Raw genomic sequence first — 16,702 nt, 5'->3', positions numbered from 1 at the left:
ATTTACTCACTATGAGTACTGAGCTTGGTTTAGTTTTTCTTTTTTCTTTAGCGTTCCTGTTTTTTGCTCGTAAAGCGGCTAAAAAAATTGGGCTTGTGGACACGCCGAATTCCAGAAAACGACACCATGGCGCCATTCCGTTAGTCGGCGGTATCTCCGTGTATGCGGGGATTTGCTTCGCCTTTGCCATCTCAAATTATTATCTGCCGCACGCCGTACTGTACCTCTTCTGCGCCGGGGTACTGGTGCTGGTCGGCGCGCTTGATGACCGCTTTGATATCAGCGTCAAAATCCGTGCCGTGGTTCAGGCGGCGATTGCCATCGTGATGATGGTCGGGGCAAAACTCTATTTACTGAGCCTGGGGTTTATCATTGGTCCGGTCGAGCTGATCGTCGGGCCTTTCGGCTATGTGCTGACGCTGTTCGCGGTATGGGCAGCGATCAATGCTTTCAATATGGTGGACGGTATTGATGGTCTGCTGGGTGGCTTATCCTGCGTCACCTTCGCCGCGATGGGCATCATCCTCTATTTTGACGGACAGACCAGCCTGGCGATGTGGTGCTTCGCGATGATCGCCGCCACTATTCCCTACATTCTGCTTAATCTCGGCTTTTTAGGCCGCCGTTATAAAGTGTTTATGGGTGATGCCGGCAGTACCATGATCGGCTTCACCATCATCTGGATTCTGCTGGAAACGACGCAGGGCCTCAGCCATCCCATCACGCCAGTCACCGCCCTGTGGCTGATTGCTATTCCGCTGATGGACATGGTGGCGATCATGTATCGTCGTCTGCGCAAGGGCATGAGCCCGTTCTCGGCCGATCGTCAGCATATCCATCACCTGATCATGCGGGCCGGTTTTACCTCCCGCCAGGCCTTTTTATTGATTACCGTGGCCGCCGCGCTGCTGGCCGGGATCGGGGTGCTGGGCGAATATCTGGCATTTATTCCCGAGTGGGTCATGCTGGCGCTGTTCCTCGCTGCTTTCCTCCTTTACGGTTATTGCCTGAAACATGCATGGCGCGTCGCGCGCAAAATCCGTCGTATCAAACGTCGCTGGCAAAGCAGCGGCGAAGAGAAAAAATAATTACCCAGATAAGTACCCGGATAAGGACACTTTTGTTATGACCTCTGTCGTTGTGGAGAACGAACTGGATGTACGCGGCCTCGGCTGCACGCTGTGGCGCGGCAAAGGCTGGATTATTGGCCTGGCGCTGCTGTTTGCGCTGCTGGCGTGGCTGGCTTCTATGTTAATGAAGCAATCCTGGAGCGCCACGGCGGTGACCGATCGGCCGACGGTGAATATGCTGGGCGCATTCTTTGTGCAGCAGCAGTTCCTCAATAATCTGGATGTGCGCAACGAGACCGTCAGCCTGAATACGCCAGCGCCGACGGTGATGGATGAGGTCTATCAGGAGTTCACCATGCAGCTGGCGTCGTGGGATACGCGTCGCGATTTCTGGCTGCAGACTGATTACTATAAGAGCCGAAAAAGCGGTAATGCACACAATGATGCCGCGCTGCTCGACGATCTGATCACCAACATTCAGTTCACCCCGGCCGATGCCACCCACAATACGCTGGATAACATTAAGCTGATCGCGGAGACCGCCGGCGACGCCAACAATCTGCTGCGGCAGTACATTGCCTATGCCAGCGAACGCGCCGCGCGCCATCTCAACGATGAGCTCAAAGGAGCGTGGCAGGCGCGCAGCGTGCAGCTGCAGGCGCAGGTCAGCCGTCAGCAGGAAGTGGCACAGGCGGTGTTTGATCGCCGTCGCCAGCGCATCGAGCAGGCGCTGAAAGTGGCCAGCCAGCAGGGCATTAAAGAGAACCGCGCGCCGGTCAGCGGTGAAGCGCTGCCGGACAGCGATCGCTTCCTGCTGGGGCAGCAGATGTTGCAGGCGCAGCTGGATACTCTGCAAGCCAGCGGACCTGCTTACGATTTAAGCTATGATCAAAACAGGGCGATGCTCAACACACTGCAGGCCGGACCGCGCCTGGATAAACCGTTCCAGACCTACCGTTACCTGCGCACGCCGGAAGAGCCGGTCAGCCGCGATAGCCCACGTCGTCTGTTTATGATGGTGATGTGGGGCGCGATCGGTGCGCTGGTGGGTGCCGGCGTAGCGCTGGTGCGTCGTCCGCGTGCAACATTCGCCAACCGTCACTAAGAGAATCCGCGTGAAAGTTCTGACTGTATTTGGCACGCGCCCTGAAGCGATCAAAATGGCTCCGCTGGTGCAGGCACTGGCGCAGGATGCTGCCTTCGAATCGCGCCTGTGCGTGACGGCACAGCATCGTGAAATGCTTGACCAGGTACTGCGCCTGTTCCGGCTGCAGCCCGACTATGACCTCAATATTATGCGGCCCGAGCAGGGGCTGACCGAGATCACCAGCCGCATTTTGCAGGGTATGAAGACCGTGCTGGCAGACTTCCAGCCGGATGTCGTGCTGGTGCACGGCGATACCACCACCACCTTTGCCGCCAGCCTGGCCGCGTTTTACCATCAGATTCCGGTGGGCCACGTTGAGGCGGGTCTGCGGACCGGTAACCTGATGTCACCGTGGCCGGAGGAGGCCAACCGCACCCTGACCGGTCATCTCGCCAGCTATCACTTCACGCCGACAGAAAATTCGCGGCAAAACCTGCTGCGCGAAAATCTGCCCGACGCGCGCATTTTCGTCACCGGCAATACGGTGATCGACGCGCTGCTGTGGGTACGCGATCGCGTGCTGGATGATGCCGATCTCAATGCCCGCCTGGCGGCGCGTTACCCGTTCCTTGAGGCCGGTAAAAAGCTGATTCTGGTTACCGGCCATCGGCGCGAAAGCTTTGGCGAAGGCTTTGAACGCATCTGCAGCGCGCTGGCGCAGCTGGCGCGTCAGCATCCGCAGCTGCAAATTGTCTATCCGGTGCACCTCAACCCTAACGTCAGTGAGCCGGTAAACCGTATTCTGAGCGGTATCAACAACATCATTCTGATTGAGCCGCAGGAGTACCTGCCGTTTGTCTGGCTGATGAATCGCGCCTGGCTGATTCTTACCGATTCCGGTGGCATCCAGGAAGAGGCGCCGTCGCTGGGCAAACCGGTGCTGGTGATGCGCGAAACCACCGAGCGGCCGGAAGCGGTCGCGGCCGGTACGGTGAAGCTGGTCGGCACCGACGTGAATAAAATTGTTGCTGAAGTCAGCCTGCTATTGCAGGACGACGAGGCGTGGCAGGCGATGAGCCGTGCGCACAATCCGTATGGCGACGGCCATGCCTGCGCGCGCATCCTGCAGGCACTTAAACAACACAGAGTTTAACTATGCGTTTTTCAACCATTTCCGTTATCGGACTGGGCTACATTGGGCTGCCGACGGCAGCCGTTTTTGCTTCGCACGGGAAACAGGTCATCGGCGTGGATATCAATGCGCGCGCGGTGGAAACCATTAATCGCGGCGAAATTCATATCGTCGAGCCTGAACTGGGCGACGTAGTACGTGCAGCGGTGCACAACGGCAACCTGCGCGCCACCACCCAGCCTGAAGCTGCCGACGCCTTTCTGATTGCCGTGCCGACGCCGTTTGTCGGCGATCATCAGCCGGATCTCAGCTACGTGCAGGCGGCTGCGCTGTCGATTGCGCCGGTGCTGAAGGCCGGCGATCTGGTAATCCTCGAATCAACTTCGCCGGTGGGCGCTACTGAACAGATGGCGCAATGGCTGGCGGCGGGGCGCCCGGATCTGCGCTTCCCGCAGCATGGCGAGCAGCCTGACGTGTTTATCGCTTACTGCCCGGAGCGCGTGCTGCCGGGGAAAGTGATGGTCGAGCTGCTGGAAAATGACCGCGTGATTGGCGGCATGACGCCGGCCTGTTCGGCGCGCGCCAGCGAGCTGTATCGCATTTTCCTGCGCGGCGAGTGTGTGGAAACTAACGCGCGCACCGCAGAGATGTGCAAGCTGACGGAAAACAGTTTCCGCGATGTGAACATCGCCTTTGCCAACGAACTGTCGCTGATCTGCGCCGAACAGGGGATCAACGTGTGGGAACTGATTGCGCTGGCGAACCGCCATCCGCGCGTCAATATCCTGCAGCCGGGACCGGGCGTTGGCGGCCACTGCATTGCGGTCGACCCGTGGTTTATCGTGGCGCAAAACCCGCAGCAGGCACGGCTGATCCGGACCGCGCGTGAGGTTAACGATGCCAAGCCGGGCTGGGTGCTGGATCAGGTTAAACAGGCGCTGGCCGAGTGCCTGACGGCCAGCGGCAAGCGTGCCACGGACGTGACCATCGCCTGCTTCGGTCTGGCATTCAAACCTAATATCGATGACCTGCGTGAAAGCCCGGCGATGTCGGTGGCGCAGCGTATTGCGGGCTGGCACAGCGGCCGTACCTGGGTGGTCGAGCCGCATGTGGCGGATATTCCGCCGCAGCTCGCCGAACGCGCTACGCTGGTGTCGCTGGCTGATGCCCTGCAACACGCCGACATCCTGGTGATGCTGGTCGATCATGCGCAGTTCCGCGCCGTCACCCCTGAACAGGTGACGCAGCCGTGGATTGTGGATACCAAAGGAGTCTGGCGATGAAACAGTTTTTAGTCACCGGCGGTGCCGGTTTTATTGGCTCCGCGCTGGTGCGCTTCCTGATTGCCAATACCGACCACCGGGTGGTGGTGGTGGATAAGCTGAGCTATGCCGGCAATCTGGCGTCGCTGGCACCGGTTGAGCAGGATGCGCGCTTTGCTTTTGAGCAGGTCGATATCTGCGACCGCGCCGCGCTGGATCGCGTGCTGGCGCAGTACCAGCCGGACTGCATCATGCATCTGGCGGCAGAGAGTCACGTGGACCGCTCGATTGACGGGCCAATCGCCTTTGTCGAAACCAATATTGTCGGCACCTACCAGCTGCTGGAGGCGACGCGCCATTACTGGAACGGCATGACGGATGAGCGCAAGAAGGGCTTCATCCTGCACCACATCTCCACTGACGAGGTGTTTGGCGATCTGCACGGCTCGGAAGATTTCTTTACCGAAACCACGCCGTACGCCCCGAGCAGCCCTTACTCGGCGACCAAAGCCAGCAGCGACCATCTGGTGCGCGCGTGGCTGCGCACCTACGGACTGCCTGTGGTGGTCACCAACTGTTCCAACAACTACGGGCCTTACCATTTCCCGGAAAAACTGATTCCCCTCACCATTATCAATGCGCTGGCCGGTAAGGCGCTGCCGGTGTACGGCAACGGCAGCCAGATTCGTGACTGGCTGTATGTGGAAGATCACGCCCGCGCGCTGTACACCGTGGTCAGCAGCGGCAAAGTGGGCGAGACCTACAACATTGGCGGCCACAACGAGCGGCGCAATATTGAGGTGGTGGAGACGCTGTGTGATTTGCTGGATGAGCTGGCACCGCAACAGCGCGCTGCCGGGCTGAGCAGCTACCGGGAACTGATCACCTTTGTTCACGATCGTCCCGGCCACGACCTGCGCTATGCCATTGATGCCAGTAAAATCGCCCGTGAACTGGGCTGGACGCCGCAGGAAACATTCGACAGCGGCATCCGCAAAACCGTGCAGTGGTATCTGGCCAATCCGCAGTGGTGGCAGGCGATTCTCAACGGCAGTTATCGCGGCGAGCGTCTGGGCTTGGCTACCCCGCGTTAAGCACGCATGCAGGAGGAGCAACGATGAAAGGTATCATCTTAGCCGGTGGCTCGGGCACACGCCTGCACCCGATAACCCGGGCGATATCCAAGCAGCTGCTGCCGGTGTACGACAAACCGATGATCTACTATCCGCTGTCGGTGCTGATGCTGGCGGGGATTCGCGACATTCTTATTATTACCACGCCGGACGATCGCGCCCATTTTGAGCGGCTGCTGGGTGACGGCAGTGAATTTGGCCTGCAGCTGCAGTATGCCGAGCAGCCGAGCCCGGATGGCCTGGCGCAGGCCTTTATCATCGGTGAATCCTTCATTGGCGACGACAGCTGTTGTCTGGTGCTGGGCGACAATCTCTACTTCGGCCAGGGCTTCAGTCCGAAACTGAAAAAGGTGGCCGCGCGCAGCCACGGTGCCACGGTCTTTGCCTATCAGGTCATGGATCCGGAACGTTTTGGCGTGGTGGAATTTGATGACGACTTCAACGCGCTGTCGATTGAAGAGAAGCCGCAGCAGCCGAAATCGCGCTGGGCAGTCACCGGCCTCTACTTTTACGATAACCGCGTGGTGGAGTTTGCGAAGCAGGTGCAGCCCTCGGCGCGCGGCGAGCTGGAAATTACCGCCATCAACCAGATGTATCTGGAGCAGGGCGAACTGGCGGTGGAGCTGTTGGGGCGCGGCTTTGCCTGGCTGGACACCGGCACCCACGACAGCCTGATTGAGGCCAGCGTGTTCGTGCAAACGGTGGAGAAACGCCAGGGCTTTAAAATTGCCTGCCTCGAAGAGATTGCCTGGCGCAACGGCTGGCTGAGCGACGAGCAGCTGCTGGCAGCGGCACAGGCGTTGACCAAAACCGGCTACGGCCAGTATTTGCTGGATATTCTGCATGCCCGTCCGCGTCAGTATTGATCCCCTTGCATGGGAGAGCGACTTCTTCCGCTGCGCCACGGCGCGGCTGACGCTGGACGGCGATGTGCCGCTGGCCGAGGCGCTGCAGCAGCCTTACACGCTGTGGCAGGTTAAGGTGCCGGCGCAGGACAGCGCGGCGATAGATGCGCTGAGCCAGCACGGTTTTCAGCTGGTGGAAGGCGAAGCGGATCTGGCGATCAATATCAAACGCACCGAACGGCAGACCGGCGTGCGCATCGCGCGCGAAGCGCAAATCCCGCAGCTGCGCGCGGCAGCGGCCCAGGCGTTTAGCCAGAGCCGTTTTCGTGCCCCCTGGTTTGACGCTGAAGACAGCGGCCGCTTCTACGCACAGTGGATTGAGAACGCGGTGCGCGGCACTTTTGATCACCAGTGTCTGATCGCCTGCGACGAGCAGGGCGCGCTGCAGGGTTTCGTCTCCATGCGCGAAGTCGCCGGTGATGCGCGTATCGGTCTGCTGGCGGTGCTGCCGGCGGCGCAGGGCAACGGCGTCGGTCAGCGTTTGCTGCTGGCAGCTGCCGACTGGGGCCGGGTGCGCCAGCTCGAGCGTCTGCGGGTCGCGACCCAGCTCAGCAATCTTACGGCGATGCGCCTCTATTTACGCAGCGGTGCCCGGCTGGAAAGCACCGCCTACTGGTTTTACAGGAAAGCCTGATGATCCCATTTAACGCGCCCCCGGTTGTGGGCACCGAAGTTGACTATATGCAGTCGGCGATGGCCAGCGGCAAGCTGTGCGGCGACGGCGGTTTTACCCGACGCTGTCAGCAGTGGATGGAGCAGCATTTTGGCAGCAAAAAAGTGCTGCTGACGCCCTCGTGCACCGCTTCGCTGGAGATGGCCGCGCTGCTGATCGATATCCAGCCCGGCGATGAAGTGATCATGCCGAGCTACACCTTTGTCTCCACCGCCAACGCCTTCGTGCTGCGCGGCGCCACCATTGTGTTCGTCGACGTGCGTCCGGATACGCTGAATATCGACGAAACGCAGATTGAAGCAGCAATCACGCCGAAAACGCGCGCCATCGTGCCGGTACATTACGCGGGCGTGGCGTGCGAGATGGATACCATCATGGCGCTGGCAGCGAAGCATCAGCTGTATGTGATTGAAGATGCGGCGCAGGGCGTGATGTCGCAGTACAAAGGGCGCGCGCTGGGCACCATCGGCCATATTGGCTGTTTTAGTTTCCATGAGACGAAAAACTACACCGCTGGCGGTGAAGGCGGCGCCACGCTGATCAACGAGGCGAAACTGATCGAGCGTGCGGAGATCATCCGCGAAAAAGGCACCAACCGCAGCCAGTTCTTCCGCGGACAGGTGGATAAATATACCTGGCGCGATATTGGTTCCAGCTACCTGATGGCGGATTTGCAGGCGGCTTATCTGTGGGCGCAGCTGGAAGCGGCGGAACGCATCAACCAGCAGCGTCTGCGCCTGTGGCAAAACTATTACGACGCGCTGCAGCCGCTGGCAGCCAGCGGGCGCATTGCGTTACCGGCGGTGCCGGCCAGTTGCCGTCACAACGCCCACATGTTCTATCTCAAATTGCGCGACAGCGAGGATCGCCAGGCGCTGATTAACTGGATGAAGGAAGCGGAGATCCTCACCGTGTTCCACTATATCCCGCTGCACTCCTCACCGGCCGGCACGCGTTTTGGCCGCTTCCACGGCACGGATGCGTTCACTACGCGCGAGAGCGAGCGCCTGCTGCGGCTGCCGCTGTTCTACAACCTGTCGGACAACAACCAGCGTACGGTAATCAGTTCGCTGCTGAGCTTCTTTGCCTGATGTCGTTAGCCAGAGCCTCAGTGTGGACCGCCTCGTCCACGCTGGTAAAAATTGTCGCTGGCCTGCTGGTGGTGAAACTGCTGGCCGTGAGCTTCGGCCCCGAGGGCGTCGGCCAGGCGGGTAACTTTCGCCAGCTGATTACCGTGCTCGGCGTGCTGGCCGGCGCGGGTATCTTCAACGGCGTAACCACCTATGTCGCGCAGTTCCGCCAGCAGCCGGCACAGCTGCGCGCCGTGACCGGCACCGCGTCGGCAATGGTGCTGGGGTTTTCCACGCTGCTGGCGCTGCTGTTTCTGCTGGCGGCGGAGCCCATCAGCCGGGCGCTGTTTGGCCACGCCGCCTGGCAAAACGTGGTGCGCATCGTCGCCTTTTTGCAGCTGGGCATTGCCTGGGCCAACCTGACGCTGGCGCTGCTGAAAGGTTTTCGCGATGCGCGCGGTAACGCGCTGGCGCTGATCGCCGGCAGCCTGATCGGCGTGGTGGGTTATGTGCTGTGCTGGTGGCTGGGTGGCTATGCTGGTGCGCTGGTCGGGCTGGCGCTGGTGCCGGCGCTGCTGGTCGGGCCGGCGCTGTGGATGCTGCGACGCCACCGCGAGGAACTGCCGCTGCGCTGGCTGATGCCGCAGTGGCAGCCGGCGCTGGCGCGTAATCTTGCCAAATTTACCCTGATGGCGCTGATGACGGCCGTGACCCTGCCGGTAGCCTGGGTGATGATGCGTAATTTGCTGGCGCAGCAGCAGGGCTGGGCGCAGGTCGGGCTGTGGCAGGGCGTCACCAGCATCTCCGATGCGTATCTGCAATTTATCACCGCCACGTTCAGCGTCTGGCTGCTGCCAACGCTGGCGCGGCTGGAGCATAAAGCTGACATCGCGCGCGAAATTGGCCGTGCGCTGCGCTTTGTGTTGCCGGCGGTGGCGGCGGCCAGCTTTTGTGTCTGGCTGCTGCGCGATGTCGCCATCTGGCTGCTGTTTTCCCCGCAGTTCAGCGCCATGCGCGATCTTTTTGTCTGGCAGTTGTGCGGTGACGTCTTTAAAGTAGGCGCCTATGTTTTCGGATACCTGGTGATCGCCAAAGCCTCACTGCGCTTTTATATTCTCACGGAAATCAGCCAGTTTGTGCTGCTGACCGCCTTTGCGCACTGGTTGATCCCACTGCACGGAACGGCGGGCGCGGCGCAGGCTTATATGGCGACCTACGTGCTCTACTTTGCCCTTTGCTGTGGCGCTTTCTTGATTTATTGCCGGAAAAAATGACGCTATTTCACGTGCTGGGCTCCGATATCCCGCATCACAATCACACGCTGCTGCGCTTTTTTAACGACGTCATGAGCGTCGAAGCGCCAGCCGACGCGCCGCGTCAGTTTATGGTGGTATCGGCCGCGCCGGATACCCTGCTGGCCTATCCTCAGCTGCAGATCGACGTGTATCCCAGCAAGCGCGCGCTGGCGCAGGCGGTGATCGCACGCGCCGCCGATCGCCGTCAGCGCTTCTTCTTTCATGGCCAGTTCAATCCGCGCCTGTGGCTGGCGCTGCTCAGCGGCAAGCTGCGGCGACAGCAGGCGTTCTGGCACGTCTGGGGCGCCGATCTCTATGAAGAGGGCGCCGGGCTGAAGTACCGCCTGTTTTATCTGCTGCGGCGTATCGCCCAGGGGCGCATGGCGCAGGTGTTTGCCACGCGCGGCGATCTGCACTTTTTCCAGCAGCGCCATCCGCGCGTGCCCACTTCGCTGCTCTATTTTCCAACGCGTATGCCGGAGGCCGCGATACCCGCACCTGCCGCCAGCGACAGCTTTACCATTCTGCTCGGCAACTCGGGCGATCGCAGCAACCGGCACATTGAAGGATTGCAGGCGATTCGCCGCCAGTTTGGTGAGCAGGTTAACGTGGTGATCCCGCTCGGTTATCCGGCCAGCAACTATGAGTACATCGATGAGATTGATGCTGCCGCGCAGCGCCTGTTTCCGCGCGGCCAGGTGACGCTGCTGCGCGACAAAATCGACTTCACTGCCTATCTGCAATTGCTGAGTCGCTGTCAGCTCGGTTATTTTATGTTCGAGCGTCAGCAGGGCATCGGTACGCTGTGCCTGCTGATTCAGGCCGGCATTCCGTTTGTGGTTAACCGTAAGAATCCGTTCTGGCGTGACCTGAGCGAGCAGGGGCTGCCGGTGTTATTTAGCACTGATGCGCTGGATCGCACGCGCGTGGCGGAGGCGCAGCGTCAGCTGGCGCAGTGCGATCGTTCCGCTATCGCCTTTTTTGCCCCGGGCTATCTGGCGGGATGGCGCCACGCCCTGGCGGAGAGTGAAAGGGAGTCAACATGAGCCTGCTGCAGTTTAGTGGTCTGCTGGTGGTGTATCTGTTTTCGCTGGGCTTCATTCTGACGCTGACCTGGCGCGAATTTAAACGGGTGCGTTTTAATTTCCACCTGTTCTTTACCCTGCTGTTTTTACTGACCTTTTACTTTGGCTTTCCGCTGACCAGCGTGCTGGTGTTCCGCTTTAACGTCAGCGTGGTGCCGGCAGACTATCTGCTGCAGGCACTGCTGGCCGCTACCAGTTTCTACGCCATCTATTACGTCAGCTACAAAGTGCGGCTGCGGCCTGCGCAGGCGGCGCCGCGCAAACCCTGGCTGACGATGAACCGGGTGGAAACCCATCTGACCTGCCTGCTGCTGGCGCTGGTGGCGGTGGGAACCGTCACGGTGTTCTTTATGCATAACGGCCTGCTGCTGTTCCGGCTGTCGGCCTATAACCAGATCTTCTCCAGCGAAGTGTCCGGCGTGGCGCTCAAGCGTTTCTTCTACTTCTTCATTCCGGCGATGCTGATCCGCTATTTCCTTAATCCTACCCAGCGCCAGTGGCTGCTGTTTTTGCTGATCACGGTGGCGTTTGGTCTGCTGACCTATGCGCTGGTGGGCGGGACGCGCGCCAATATCATCATCGCCTTTGCGCTGTTCCTGTTCATCGGCATTACGCGCGGCTGGATTACGCTGTGGATGCTGGTGGGGGCCGGCGTGATGGCGATTGGCGGCATGTTCTGGCTGGCGCTGCGTCGTTACAATCTCGACGTGGTAGGCGATGAAGCGTTTTATACGTTTCTCTATCTGACGCGCGACACCTTTTCGCCGTGGGAAAACCTTGCGCTGCTGCTGCAGAATTACGACAAAATCGATTTTCAGGGGCTGGCCCCGATCTGGCGTGATTTCTACGTGTTTATCCCGGGCTGGCTGTGGCCGGATCGGCCATCGATGGTGCTCAACAGCGCCAACTATTTCACTTGGGAAGTGCTGAATAACCACTCCGGGCTGGCGATTTCGCCCACGTTGCTCGGTTCGCTGCTGATCATGGGTGGCGCAGGCTTTATTCCCCTTGGGGCGATAGCGGTCGGGCTGTTGATGAAAGGGTTTGATTCTCTCTACCAGCAGGGGCGCGAAGCCGGCAACCGCTACAGCGGTGCCATTTTGCAAAGCTTCTGCTTTGGCGCGGTGTTCAATATGATCGTGCTGGCGCGCGAAGGGCTGGATGCATTCGGCTCGCGCGTGGTGTTCTTTTGCCTGATTTTCGCCGCCTGCGTTGGGCTGGCGAAGTTACTTTTCTGGCTGTTAGCGCGTGCCGGGCTGATTCGCCCGCGCGCGGAGCCAGTTTTATCGCGCTCTGCTTAACCTCCGGGCCTGACGGGAAATACCGACCATGGAAACCGATCATCCGCGTTATACCCTGCGCGGCATCGATTTACACGCTTTCGCTGATATGGCGAGCTTTCTTCACTTTCTGCTGCCGGACGGCAAGCCGCGCAGCGGCACGCTGGTGGCGATCAACGCTGAAAAGATGCTGACGCTGGAAGAGGATGCCCAGCTGCGCGCGCTGATCGCCGCCGCGGAGATCAAATACCCGGACGGCATCAGCATTGTGCGTTCGCTGCGTAAAAAATACCCGCAGCTAACGGTGAACCGCATCGCCGGCGCCGATCTGTGGGAAGCGCTGATGGAACAGGCGGGCCGCAGCGGTATTCCGGTGTTTTTAATCGGCGGGCGTGAGCAGGTGCTGCAGGAAACCTGCGATAAATTACGCCGTCAGTGGAATGTCAACATCGTGGGCAGCCAGAACGGCTACTTCGCTCCAGCCGAACGCGAGGCGCTATTTGCGCGCATCGCCGCCAGCGGGGCACAGATTGTGACCGTGGCGCAGGGATCGCCGCGCCAGGAGCTGCTGATGCGCGACTGCCGCGAACACTGGCCGCACGCGCTGTATATGGGCGTCGGCGGCACCTATGATGTCTTTACCGGCCACGTCACGCGTGCGCCGCGCATCTGGCAGCAATTAGGGCTGGAGTGGCTGTATCGCCTGATACGCCAGCCATCACGCTGGCGCCGTCAGTTAAAACTGCTGAAATATTTACGCTATCACTGGCGCGGCGATCTGTAACGCGGCAGGAATAGTGCTGTAATTCCGGCAGGTTAAGCAGGCAAATTGCGTTATTTATCGACGGAATGCACAAAGCGTAAGCAAACGCGATTTTTTTATGAAAAAGCACTGGACAGCCTGGAGTCAAATACGTAGTATGCCCATCCGCAACGGCGCTACGCGCCCGTAGCTCAGCTGGATAGAGCGCTGCCCTCCGGAGGCAGAGGTCTCAGGTTCGAATCCTGTCGGGCGCGCCATTTAGTTTGTGCGCAAGAGCTTCGGTGGTTGGTTTAACCGCGTTATGCAGTGCATTGAGTAAGCGGTTACGCTTACGCACCAGAATTATGGTGGCTATAGCTCAGTTGGTAGAGCCCTGGATTGTGATTCCAGTTGTCGTGGGTTCGAATCCCATTAGCCACCCCAGATTTTGCTGGGACATGCGAAGGTGGCGGAATTGGTAGACGCGCTAGCTTCAGGTGTTAGTGTTCTTACGGACGTGAGGGTTCAAGTCCCTCTCTTCGCACCAGGCAAAACAAGTAAGCAGTAACAGGCAGTACAAAATCGGCGAGTAGCGCAGCTTGGTAGCGCAACTGGTTTGGGACCAGTGGGTCGGAGGTTCGAATCCTCTCTCGCCGACCATCATTTAAGAAACCTGCTTTGCAAAAAGCAGGTTTTTTTTCTTTCGTAGCAAAAGAGGATGAGAACCTCCGAAGGAGGTTTGAGCCGAGCGCAGCGAGACAACGTTGCGTCAGCAACGGCCCGCAGGGCGCTTCTCGCAGAGAAGCGTAATCCTCTCTCGCCGACCATATTCGAAAAGCCCGCTTTGCAAAAAGCGGGCTTTTTTCGTTCGCAGCAAAAGAGGATGAGAACCTCCGAAGGAGGTTTGAGCCGAGCGAAGCGAGACAACGTTGCGTCAGCAACGGCCCGCAGGGCGCTTCTCGCAGAGAAGCGTAATCCTCTCTCGCCGACCATCATTTAAGAAACCTGCTTTGCAAAAAGCAGGTTTTTTTTCGTTCGTAGCAAAAGAGGATGAGAACCTCCGAAGGAGGTTTGCGCCGGGCGCAGCGAAGGAAGAGCAGTCGGGGAAGTTGTCGCTATTACGCGACACCTAACCTGCTGATTTTTAACAGCCTTACCTTTCCTTGCACAGCCTGTCGCTCAGCGGAGACAGCTTTAAACCGGTCTGTCGCGTTTTCGCGACATCGTAACCGCTGTTAGCAGGCAGGGATTATCTAAATGACTGATATATAATAACTTCCCGTGATTCATGCCATTCTGGCACGCTTTGTGCAATAATCTCTGCGTAGATGCTCATTCCACCTCTTATGTTTGCGGATGCAACATAAACCTGGGAATGATGCAGAGCCCCTTACGGTATCCGTTGTCCAGCTGGCAGTAACGTGCACGCGCTACTGCAGTAAGAAGGACATTACGTTGAGTCGGATACCATCAGTTGTCTTACCGACCTGATCTTACACCTGCTTCTGGCAGGTGTTTTTTTATCTGCCGTTTACGGATTGATGCCGCATTCACTGCACTTTCTTTCAGGCAAAAAAAAGCCGGGACTGGCCCGGCGTGCACAAAAATAACAACTGTAAAATAATCAGGCGCCAGGATTGTTCTTCAGCGTCAGTAACAGACCTTCGCGACGCATTTTAGCCGCGTCTTCCGGGCGATGCAGGCGATCGTAAACGTCCGCCAGCCAGGCGTAGTCAAAGCCATCCGGACGCTGTGCCAGCGCCTGCTGGAAGGCTTCTGCGGCCTGCTGCCATTCACCGTGGCGCATCAGCAGCTGGCCGAGCGTGCTGTGCAACAGCGGCGTGGCACCGTGCTGCTTAATCTGCTGACGCAGCGCTTTCTCCAGGGCCTGCGGGTCACCGCTTTTGATGCGCGGCATCAGCAGCACCAGCCGATCGTCATACTGACGCTTCAGCCCTTCCAGCACGATGCTTTGCGCGGTGTCCGGATCGTCGCACTCGATCAAATGCTCAGCCATCGCCACCTGCAGCGCGGTCTCCTGGCGGGTCTTGCGACTCTGGTTCTGCCACCATTTTTTCAGGCCTTCGCTGCCCTGATCGGCCATAGCCTGATTCATCAGACCCAGCCACGCCTGCTGCTGCAGCGCGTTACGCTGGTTCTCATCGTTAATCTGCGCCTTCTGCATAGAGGGCAGGATATCCAGCAGTGCGCCCCAGGCGCCGGTGCGGATATAAGCCTGCTCGGCCAGACGCAGCACTTCCGGATGGCGCGGCGCCACTTCCAGCAGGCGATCAATACCGTGACGTGCGGCGTGATCTTCGTTACGCGCCAGCTGCAGTCGCACGCGGGTGATCTCAACCGGAATGGTATCGTTCTCGGAGAGCTCAGAGGCGCGCTCCAGGTGCTGGTTAGCACGGATTTCATCGCCGCGCTGCTGGGCCGCTTCCGCCGCCAGCAGATAGTTCGCCACCGGCTGATCGGCGTGATCGGCATTCTTTGACAGCAGCTTTTCTACCTGACGGTAATCACCTTCCGCCAGCTTCATCAGCGCGCTTTGCGTGTGACGCTGGGCGCTGCGACGTTTCCGCCCGGTGAACCAGCCGCGGGTGCGGGCGCCGGTGCGGAACAGGCGACGCAGAATCCATTCGACCAGCAGAATCACCAGCAGGCTGAGAATCAGGATGATGGCCAGACCGGTGACGCTGGTCTCAATGTTCCAGTTATCGGTCTGGATCAGCACGTAGCCCTGATGGCCGGCAACCATCGGTCCCAGCACAATGCCGGCAATCAGCAGCAGGAAAAGCACCAATACTTTCAGCATGGTTAGCCTCCCTGTTGATCAGCCGCAGCCGATGGCTGCGCCAGCAGATTGCGCACGCGTGTTTGCATCAGTTTTTCCAGCAGCGCCTGGCTCTCCAGCGTGTCCGGCACGTCCATCGAAATACTTTGCTGACTCAGCTCGTCGAGCTGGGCGAGGAAGGCTTTGGTTGCCGCATCGTTAGTGTCGTACCAGGCTCGCACCCAGGTGGATACCGCATCGATGGACTGTTTGTAGATCTCATCCTGATGGCGCGGCACCGCCTGCGCGGCAATCAGCAGACGTGAACGGATGTTTTCGCGCAGATAAACATCCTGATTCGGTGCCAGCAGCGGCTGCGCGGTGTTATCGCGGCGGCGGATGGTGATGAAATCATCCATGAAGTTGTGCCAGCTCTTCACCAGATTCTGGCGCCATTCGTGCAGCGAGCTGGAGAGCTCACCGCTGTCGGCATCCATCGGCGACTCATCGCTGTCGTTATCGGCCAGACGCAGATTATCCACGCCGTTCGACAACTGGTTCAGCTTGAGGATGATGCCGTCGTAGTCCACCTGGCTGACCGCCGCCAGTGAACTGATGTCCTGGGTCAGCGCGCGGCGCACGTTCATGATGCTGGGATCGTTCATCTCCGCCAGGCTGGTGTCCGCGCTTTTCAGCAGCGCTGCCGCGGTGGTGACGTCCTGATCGCTCCACAGTTTGCGACCCGCCAGTTTGACGAGGTAGTCGGCCTGCGCCAGCAGCCAGGTGCGGGTATCGTTGCCGGAAATAGTGGCCACTTTTTCACGCAGCGTCTCCAGCTCTTTCGCGCTGTTATCCTGCTGGCTGCGCGCTTCCTGCAGCGCGGTGTTGGCGTCCGCCAGCTGCTGCGAGAGCTGTTGTTTATCGCTGCCCAGTTGCTGCTGCAGGGCGCTCAGCTGCTCGCTCAGGTTCTGGTTAGTCTGAGCCTGTAAGTCGGCCTGGTGTTTCCCATTCAGGTAAAGTCCCGCGCCAATCGCCAGTGCAATGACAATTGCCACCGCGCTCAGCACCTTGCCGTCGCTCTTTTTCGCACGAGGCGGCTGGCTGGCTGGCGTCGGGGAAGTGTCCGCAGGGGTGGTTTCTTCAACCATGGCGGAGGAGTCTTTTTGTTCCGTCATTGTGGCTCATCCCA

At 59.4% G+C, this 16,702-nt stretch carries 14 protein-coding genes, 4 tRNA genes and 2 other RNA genes; 18 read left to right on the top strand and 2 right to left on the bottom strand.

The window, feature by feature from the left end:
* Positions 1 to 11: 11 nt before the first annotated feature.
* The 18 genes from wecA to AC6I7J_RS18240 all read left to right on the top strand — a co-directional run bounded on the left by wecA (position 12) and on the right by AC6I7J_RS18240 (position 13,726).
* Positions 12 to 1,088, top strand: coding sequence for a UDP-N-acetylglucosamine--undecaprenyl-phosphate N-acetylglucosaminephosphotransferase (gene wecA / locus AC6I7J_RS18325; RefSeq protein WP_021506990.1), 1,077 nt, complete (start codon positions 12 to 14; stop codon positions 1,086 to 1,088).
* Positions 1,089 to 1,125: 37 nt separating this feature from the next.
* Complete coding sequence (gene wzzE / locus AC6I7J_RS18320) at positions 1,126 to 2,175, top strand: ECA polysaccharide chain length modulation protein (RefSeq protein ID WP_021506989.1); 1,050 nt, start codon at positions 1,126 to 1,128, stop codon at positions 2,173 to 2,175.
* Between the two features lie 10 nt (positions 2,176 to 2,185).
* Positions 2,186 to 3,310 carry a non-hydrolyzing UDP-N-acetylglucosamine 2-epimerase gene (gene wecB, locus AC6I7J_RS18315; protein WP_058758100.1) on the top strand — a complete coding sequence of 375 codons (1,125 nt, stop codon included), beginning with the start codon at positions 2,186 to 2,188 and terminating at the stop codon, positions 3,308 to 3,310.
* A gap of 2 nt (positions 3,311 to 3,312) precedes the next feature.
* Positions 3,313 to 4,572 (top strand): UDP-N-acetyl-D-mannosamine dehydrogenase, encoded by a 1,260-nt coding sequence (gene wecC, locus AC6I7J_RS18310; protein ID WP_021506987.1) that lies wholly within the window; start codon positions 3,313 to 3,315, stop codon positions 4,570 to 4,572.
* Positions 4,569 to 5,645: a dTDP-glucose 4,6-dehydratase gene (rfbB, locus tag AC6I7J_RS18305; protein ID WP_132466023.1), complete on the top strand. Its 1,077-nt coding sequence runs from the start codon at positions 4,569 to 4,571 to the stop codon at positions 5,643 to 5,645. Before wecC ends, rfbB begins: the two co-directional genes overlap by 4 nt.
* 23 nt (positions 5,646 to 5,668) lie before the next feature.
* A complete protein-coding gene (gene rfbA / locus AC6I7J_RS18300; RefSeq protein ID WP_021506985.1) occupies positions 5,669 to 6,550 on the top strand; it encodes a glucose-1-phosphate thymidylyltransferase RfbA in 882 nt (293 codons plus the stop codon).
* The gene (rffC, locus tag AC6I7J_RS18295) at positions 6,528 to 7,223 is read left to right on the top strand and encodes a dTDP-4-amino-4,6-dideoxy-D-galactose acyltransferase (RefSeq protein ID WP_058758102.1); all 696 of its coding nucleotides are present in this window, start codon (positions 6,528 to 6,530) and stop codon (positions 7,221 to 7,223) included. The genes rfbA and rffC overlap by 23 nt, the downstream gene beginning before the upstream one ends.
* Positions 7,223 to 8,353 carry a dTDP-4-amino-4,6-dideoxygalactose transaminase gene (rffA, locus tag AC6I7J_RS18290; RefSeq protein WP_021506983.1) on the top strand — a complete coding sequence of 377 codons (1,131 nt, stop codon included), beginning with the start codon at positions 7,223 to 7,225 and terminating at the stop codon, positions 8,351 to 8,353. Before rffC ends, rffA begins: the two co-directional genes overlap by 1 nt.
* Positions 8,353 to 9,606, top strand: a complete 1,254-nt coding sequence (wzxE, locus tag AC6I7J_RS18285; RefSeq protein ID WP_058758104.1) for a lipid III flippase WzxE — start codon at positions 8,353 to 8,355, stop codon at positions 9,604 to 9,606. The genes rffA and wzxE overlap by 1 nt, the downstream gene beginning before the upstream one ends.
* Positions 9,603 to 10,673: a TDP-N-acetylfucosamine:lipid II N-acetylfucosaminyltransferase gene (wecF, locus tag AC6I7J_RS18280; RefSeq protein ID WP_498006357.1), complete on the top strand. Its 1,071-nt coding sequence runs from the start codon at positions 9,603 to 9,605 to the stop codon at positions 10,671 to 10,673. The genes wzxE and wecF overlap by 4 nt, the downstream gene beginning before the upstream one ends.
* On the top strand, positions 10,670 to 12,013 hold the full coding sequence (gene wzyE / locus AC6I7J_RS18275; RefSeq protein WP_021506980.1) for an ECA oligosaccharide polymerase: 1,344 nt from the start codon (positions 10,670 to 10,672) through the stop codon (positions 12,011 to 12,013). Before wecF ends, wzyE begins: the two co-directional genes overlap by 4 nt.
* A gap of 28 nt (positions 12,014 to 12,041) precedes the next feature.
* Complete coding sequence (gene wecG / locus AC6I7J_RS18270) at positions 12,042 to 12,776, top strand: lipopolysaccharide N-acetylmannosaminouronosyltransferase (protein WP_021506979.1); 735 nt, start codon at positions 12,042 to 12,044, stop codon at positions 12,774 to 12,776.
* A gap of 159 nt (positions 12,777 to 12,935) precedes the next feature.
* Positions 12,936 to 13,012 (top strand) — tRNA-Arg (locus AC6I7J_RS18265).
* Between the two features lie 90 nt (positions 13,013 to 13,102).
* A tRNA-His gene (locus tag AC6I7J_RS18260) sits at positions 13,103 to 13,178 on the top strand.
* Between the two features lie 16 nt (positions 13,179 to 13,194).
* Positions 13,195 to 13,281, top strand: a tRNA-Leu gene (locus AC6I7J_RS18255).
* 36 nt (positions 13,282 to 13,317) lie between these two features.
* Positions 13,318 to 13,394, top strand: a tRNA-Pro gene (locus AC6I7J_RS18250).
* Between the two features lie 37 nt (positions 13,395 to 13,431).
* Positions 13,432 to 13,561, top strand: a non-coding RNA gene (locus AC6I7J_RS18245) — RtT sRNA.
* A 35-nt stretch (positions 13,562 to 13,596) separates the two neighbouring features.
* Positions 13,597 to 13,726: non-coding RNA, RtT sRNA (locus tag AC6I7J_RS18240), on the top strand.
* A gap of 632 nt (positions 13,727 to 14,358) precedes the next feature.
* Here AC6I7J_RS18240 and hemY read toward each other — a convergent pair.
* Positions 14,359 to 15,555 carry a protoheme IX biogenesis protein HemY gene (gene hemY, locus AC6I7J_RS18235; protein WP_058775512.1) on the bottom strand — a complete coding sequence of 399 codons (1,197 nt, stop codon included), beginning with the start codon at positions 15,553 to 15,555 and terminating at the stop codon, positions 14,359 to 14,361.
* Between the two features lie 2 nt (positions 15,556 to 15,557).
* Positions 15,558 to 16,688, bottom strand: a complete 1,131-nt coding sequence (gene hemX, locus AC6I7J_RS18230) for a uroporphyrinogen-III C-methyltransferase (protein ID WP_058758109.1) — start codon at positions 16,686 to 16,688, stop codon at positions 15,558 to 15,560.
* Positions 16,689 to 16,702 lie beyond the last annotated feature (14 nt).

The organism is Type-C symbiont of Plautia stali (assembly GCF_059730935.1).
This window is presented reverse-complemented; position numbering and strand designations above follow the sequence as displayed.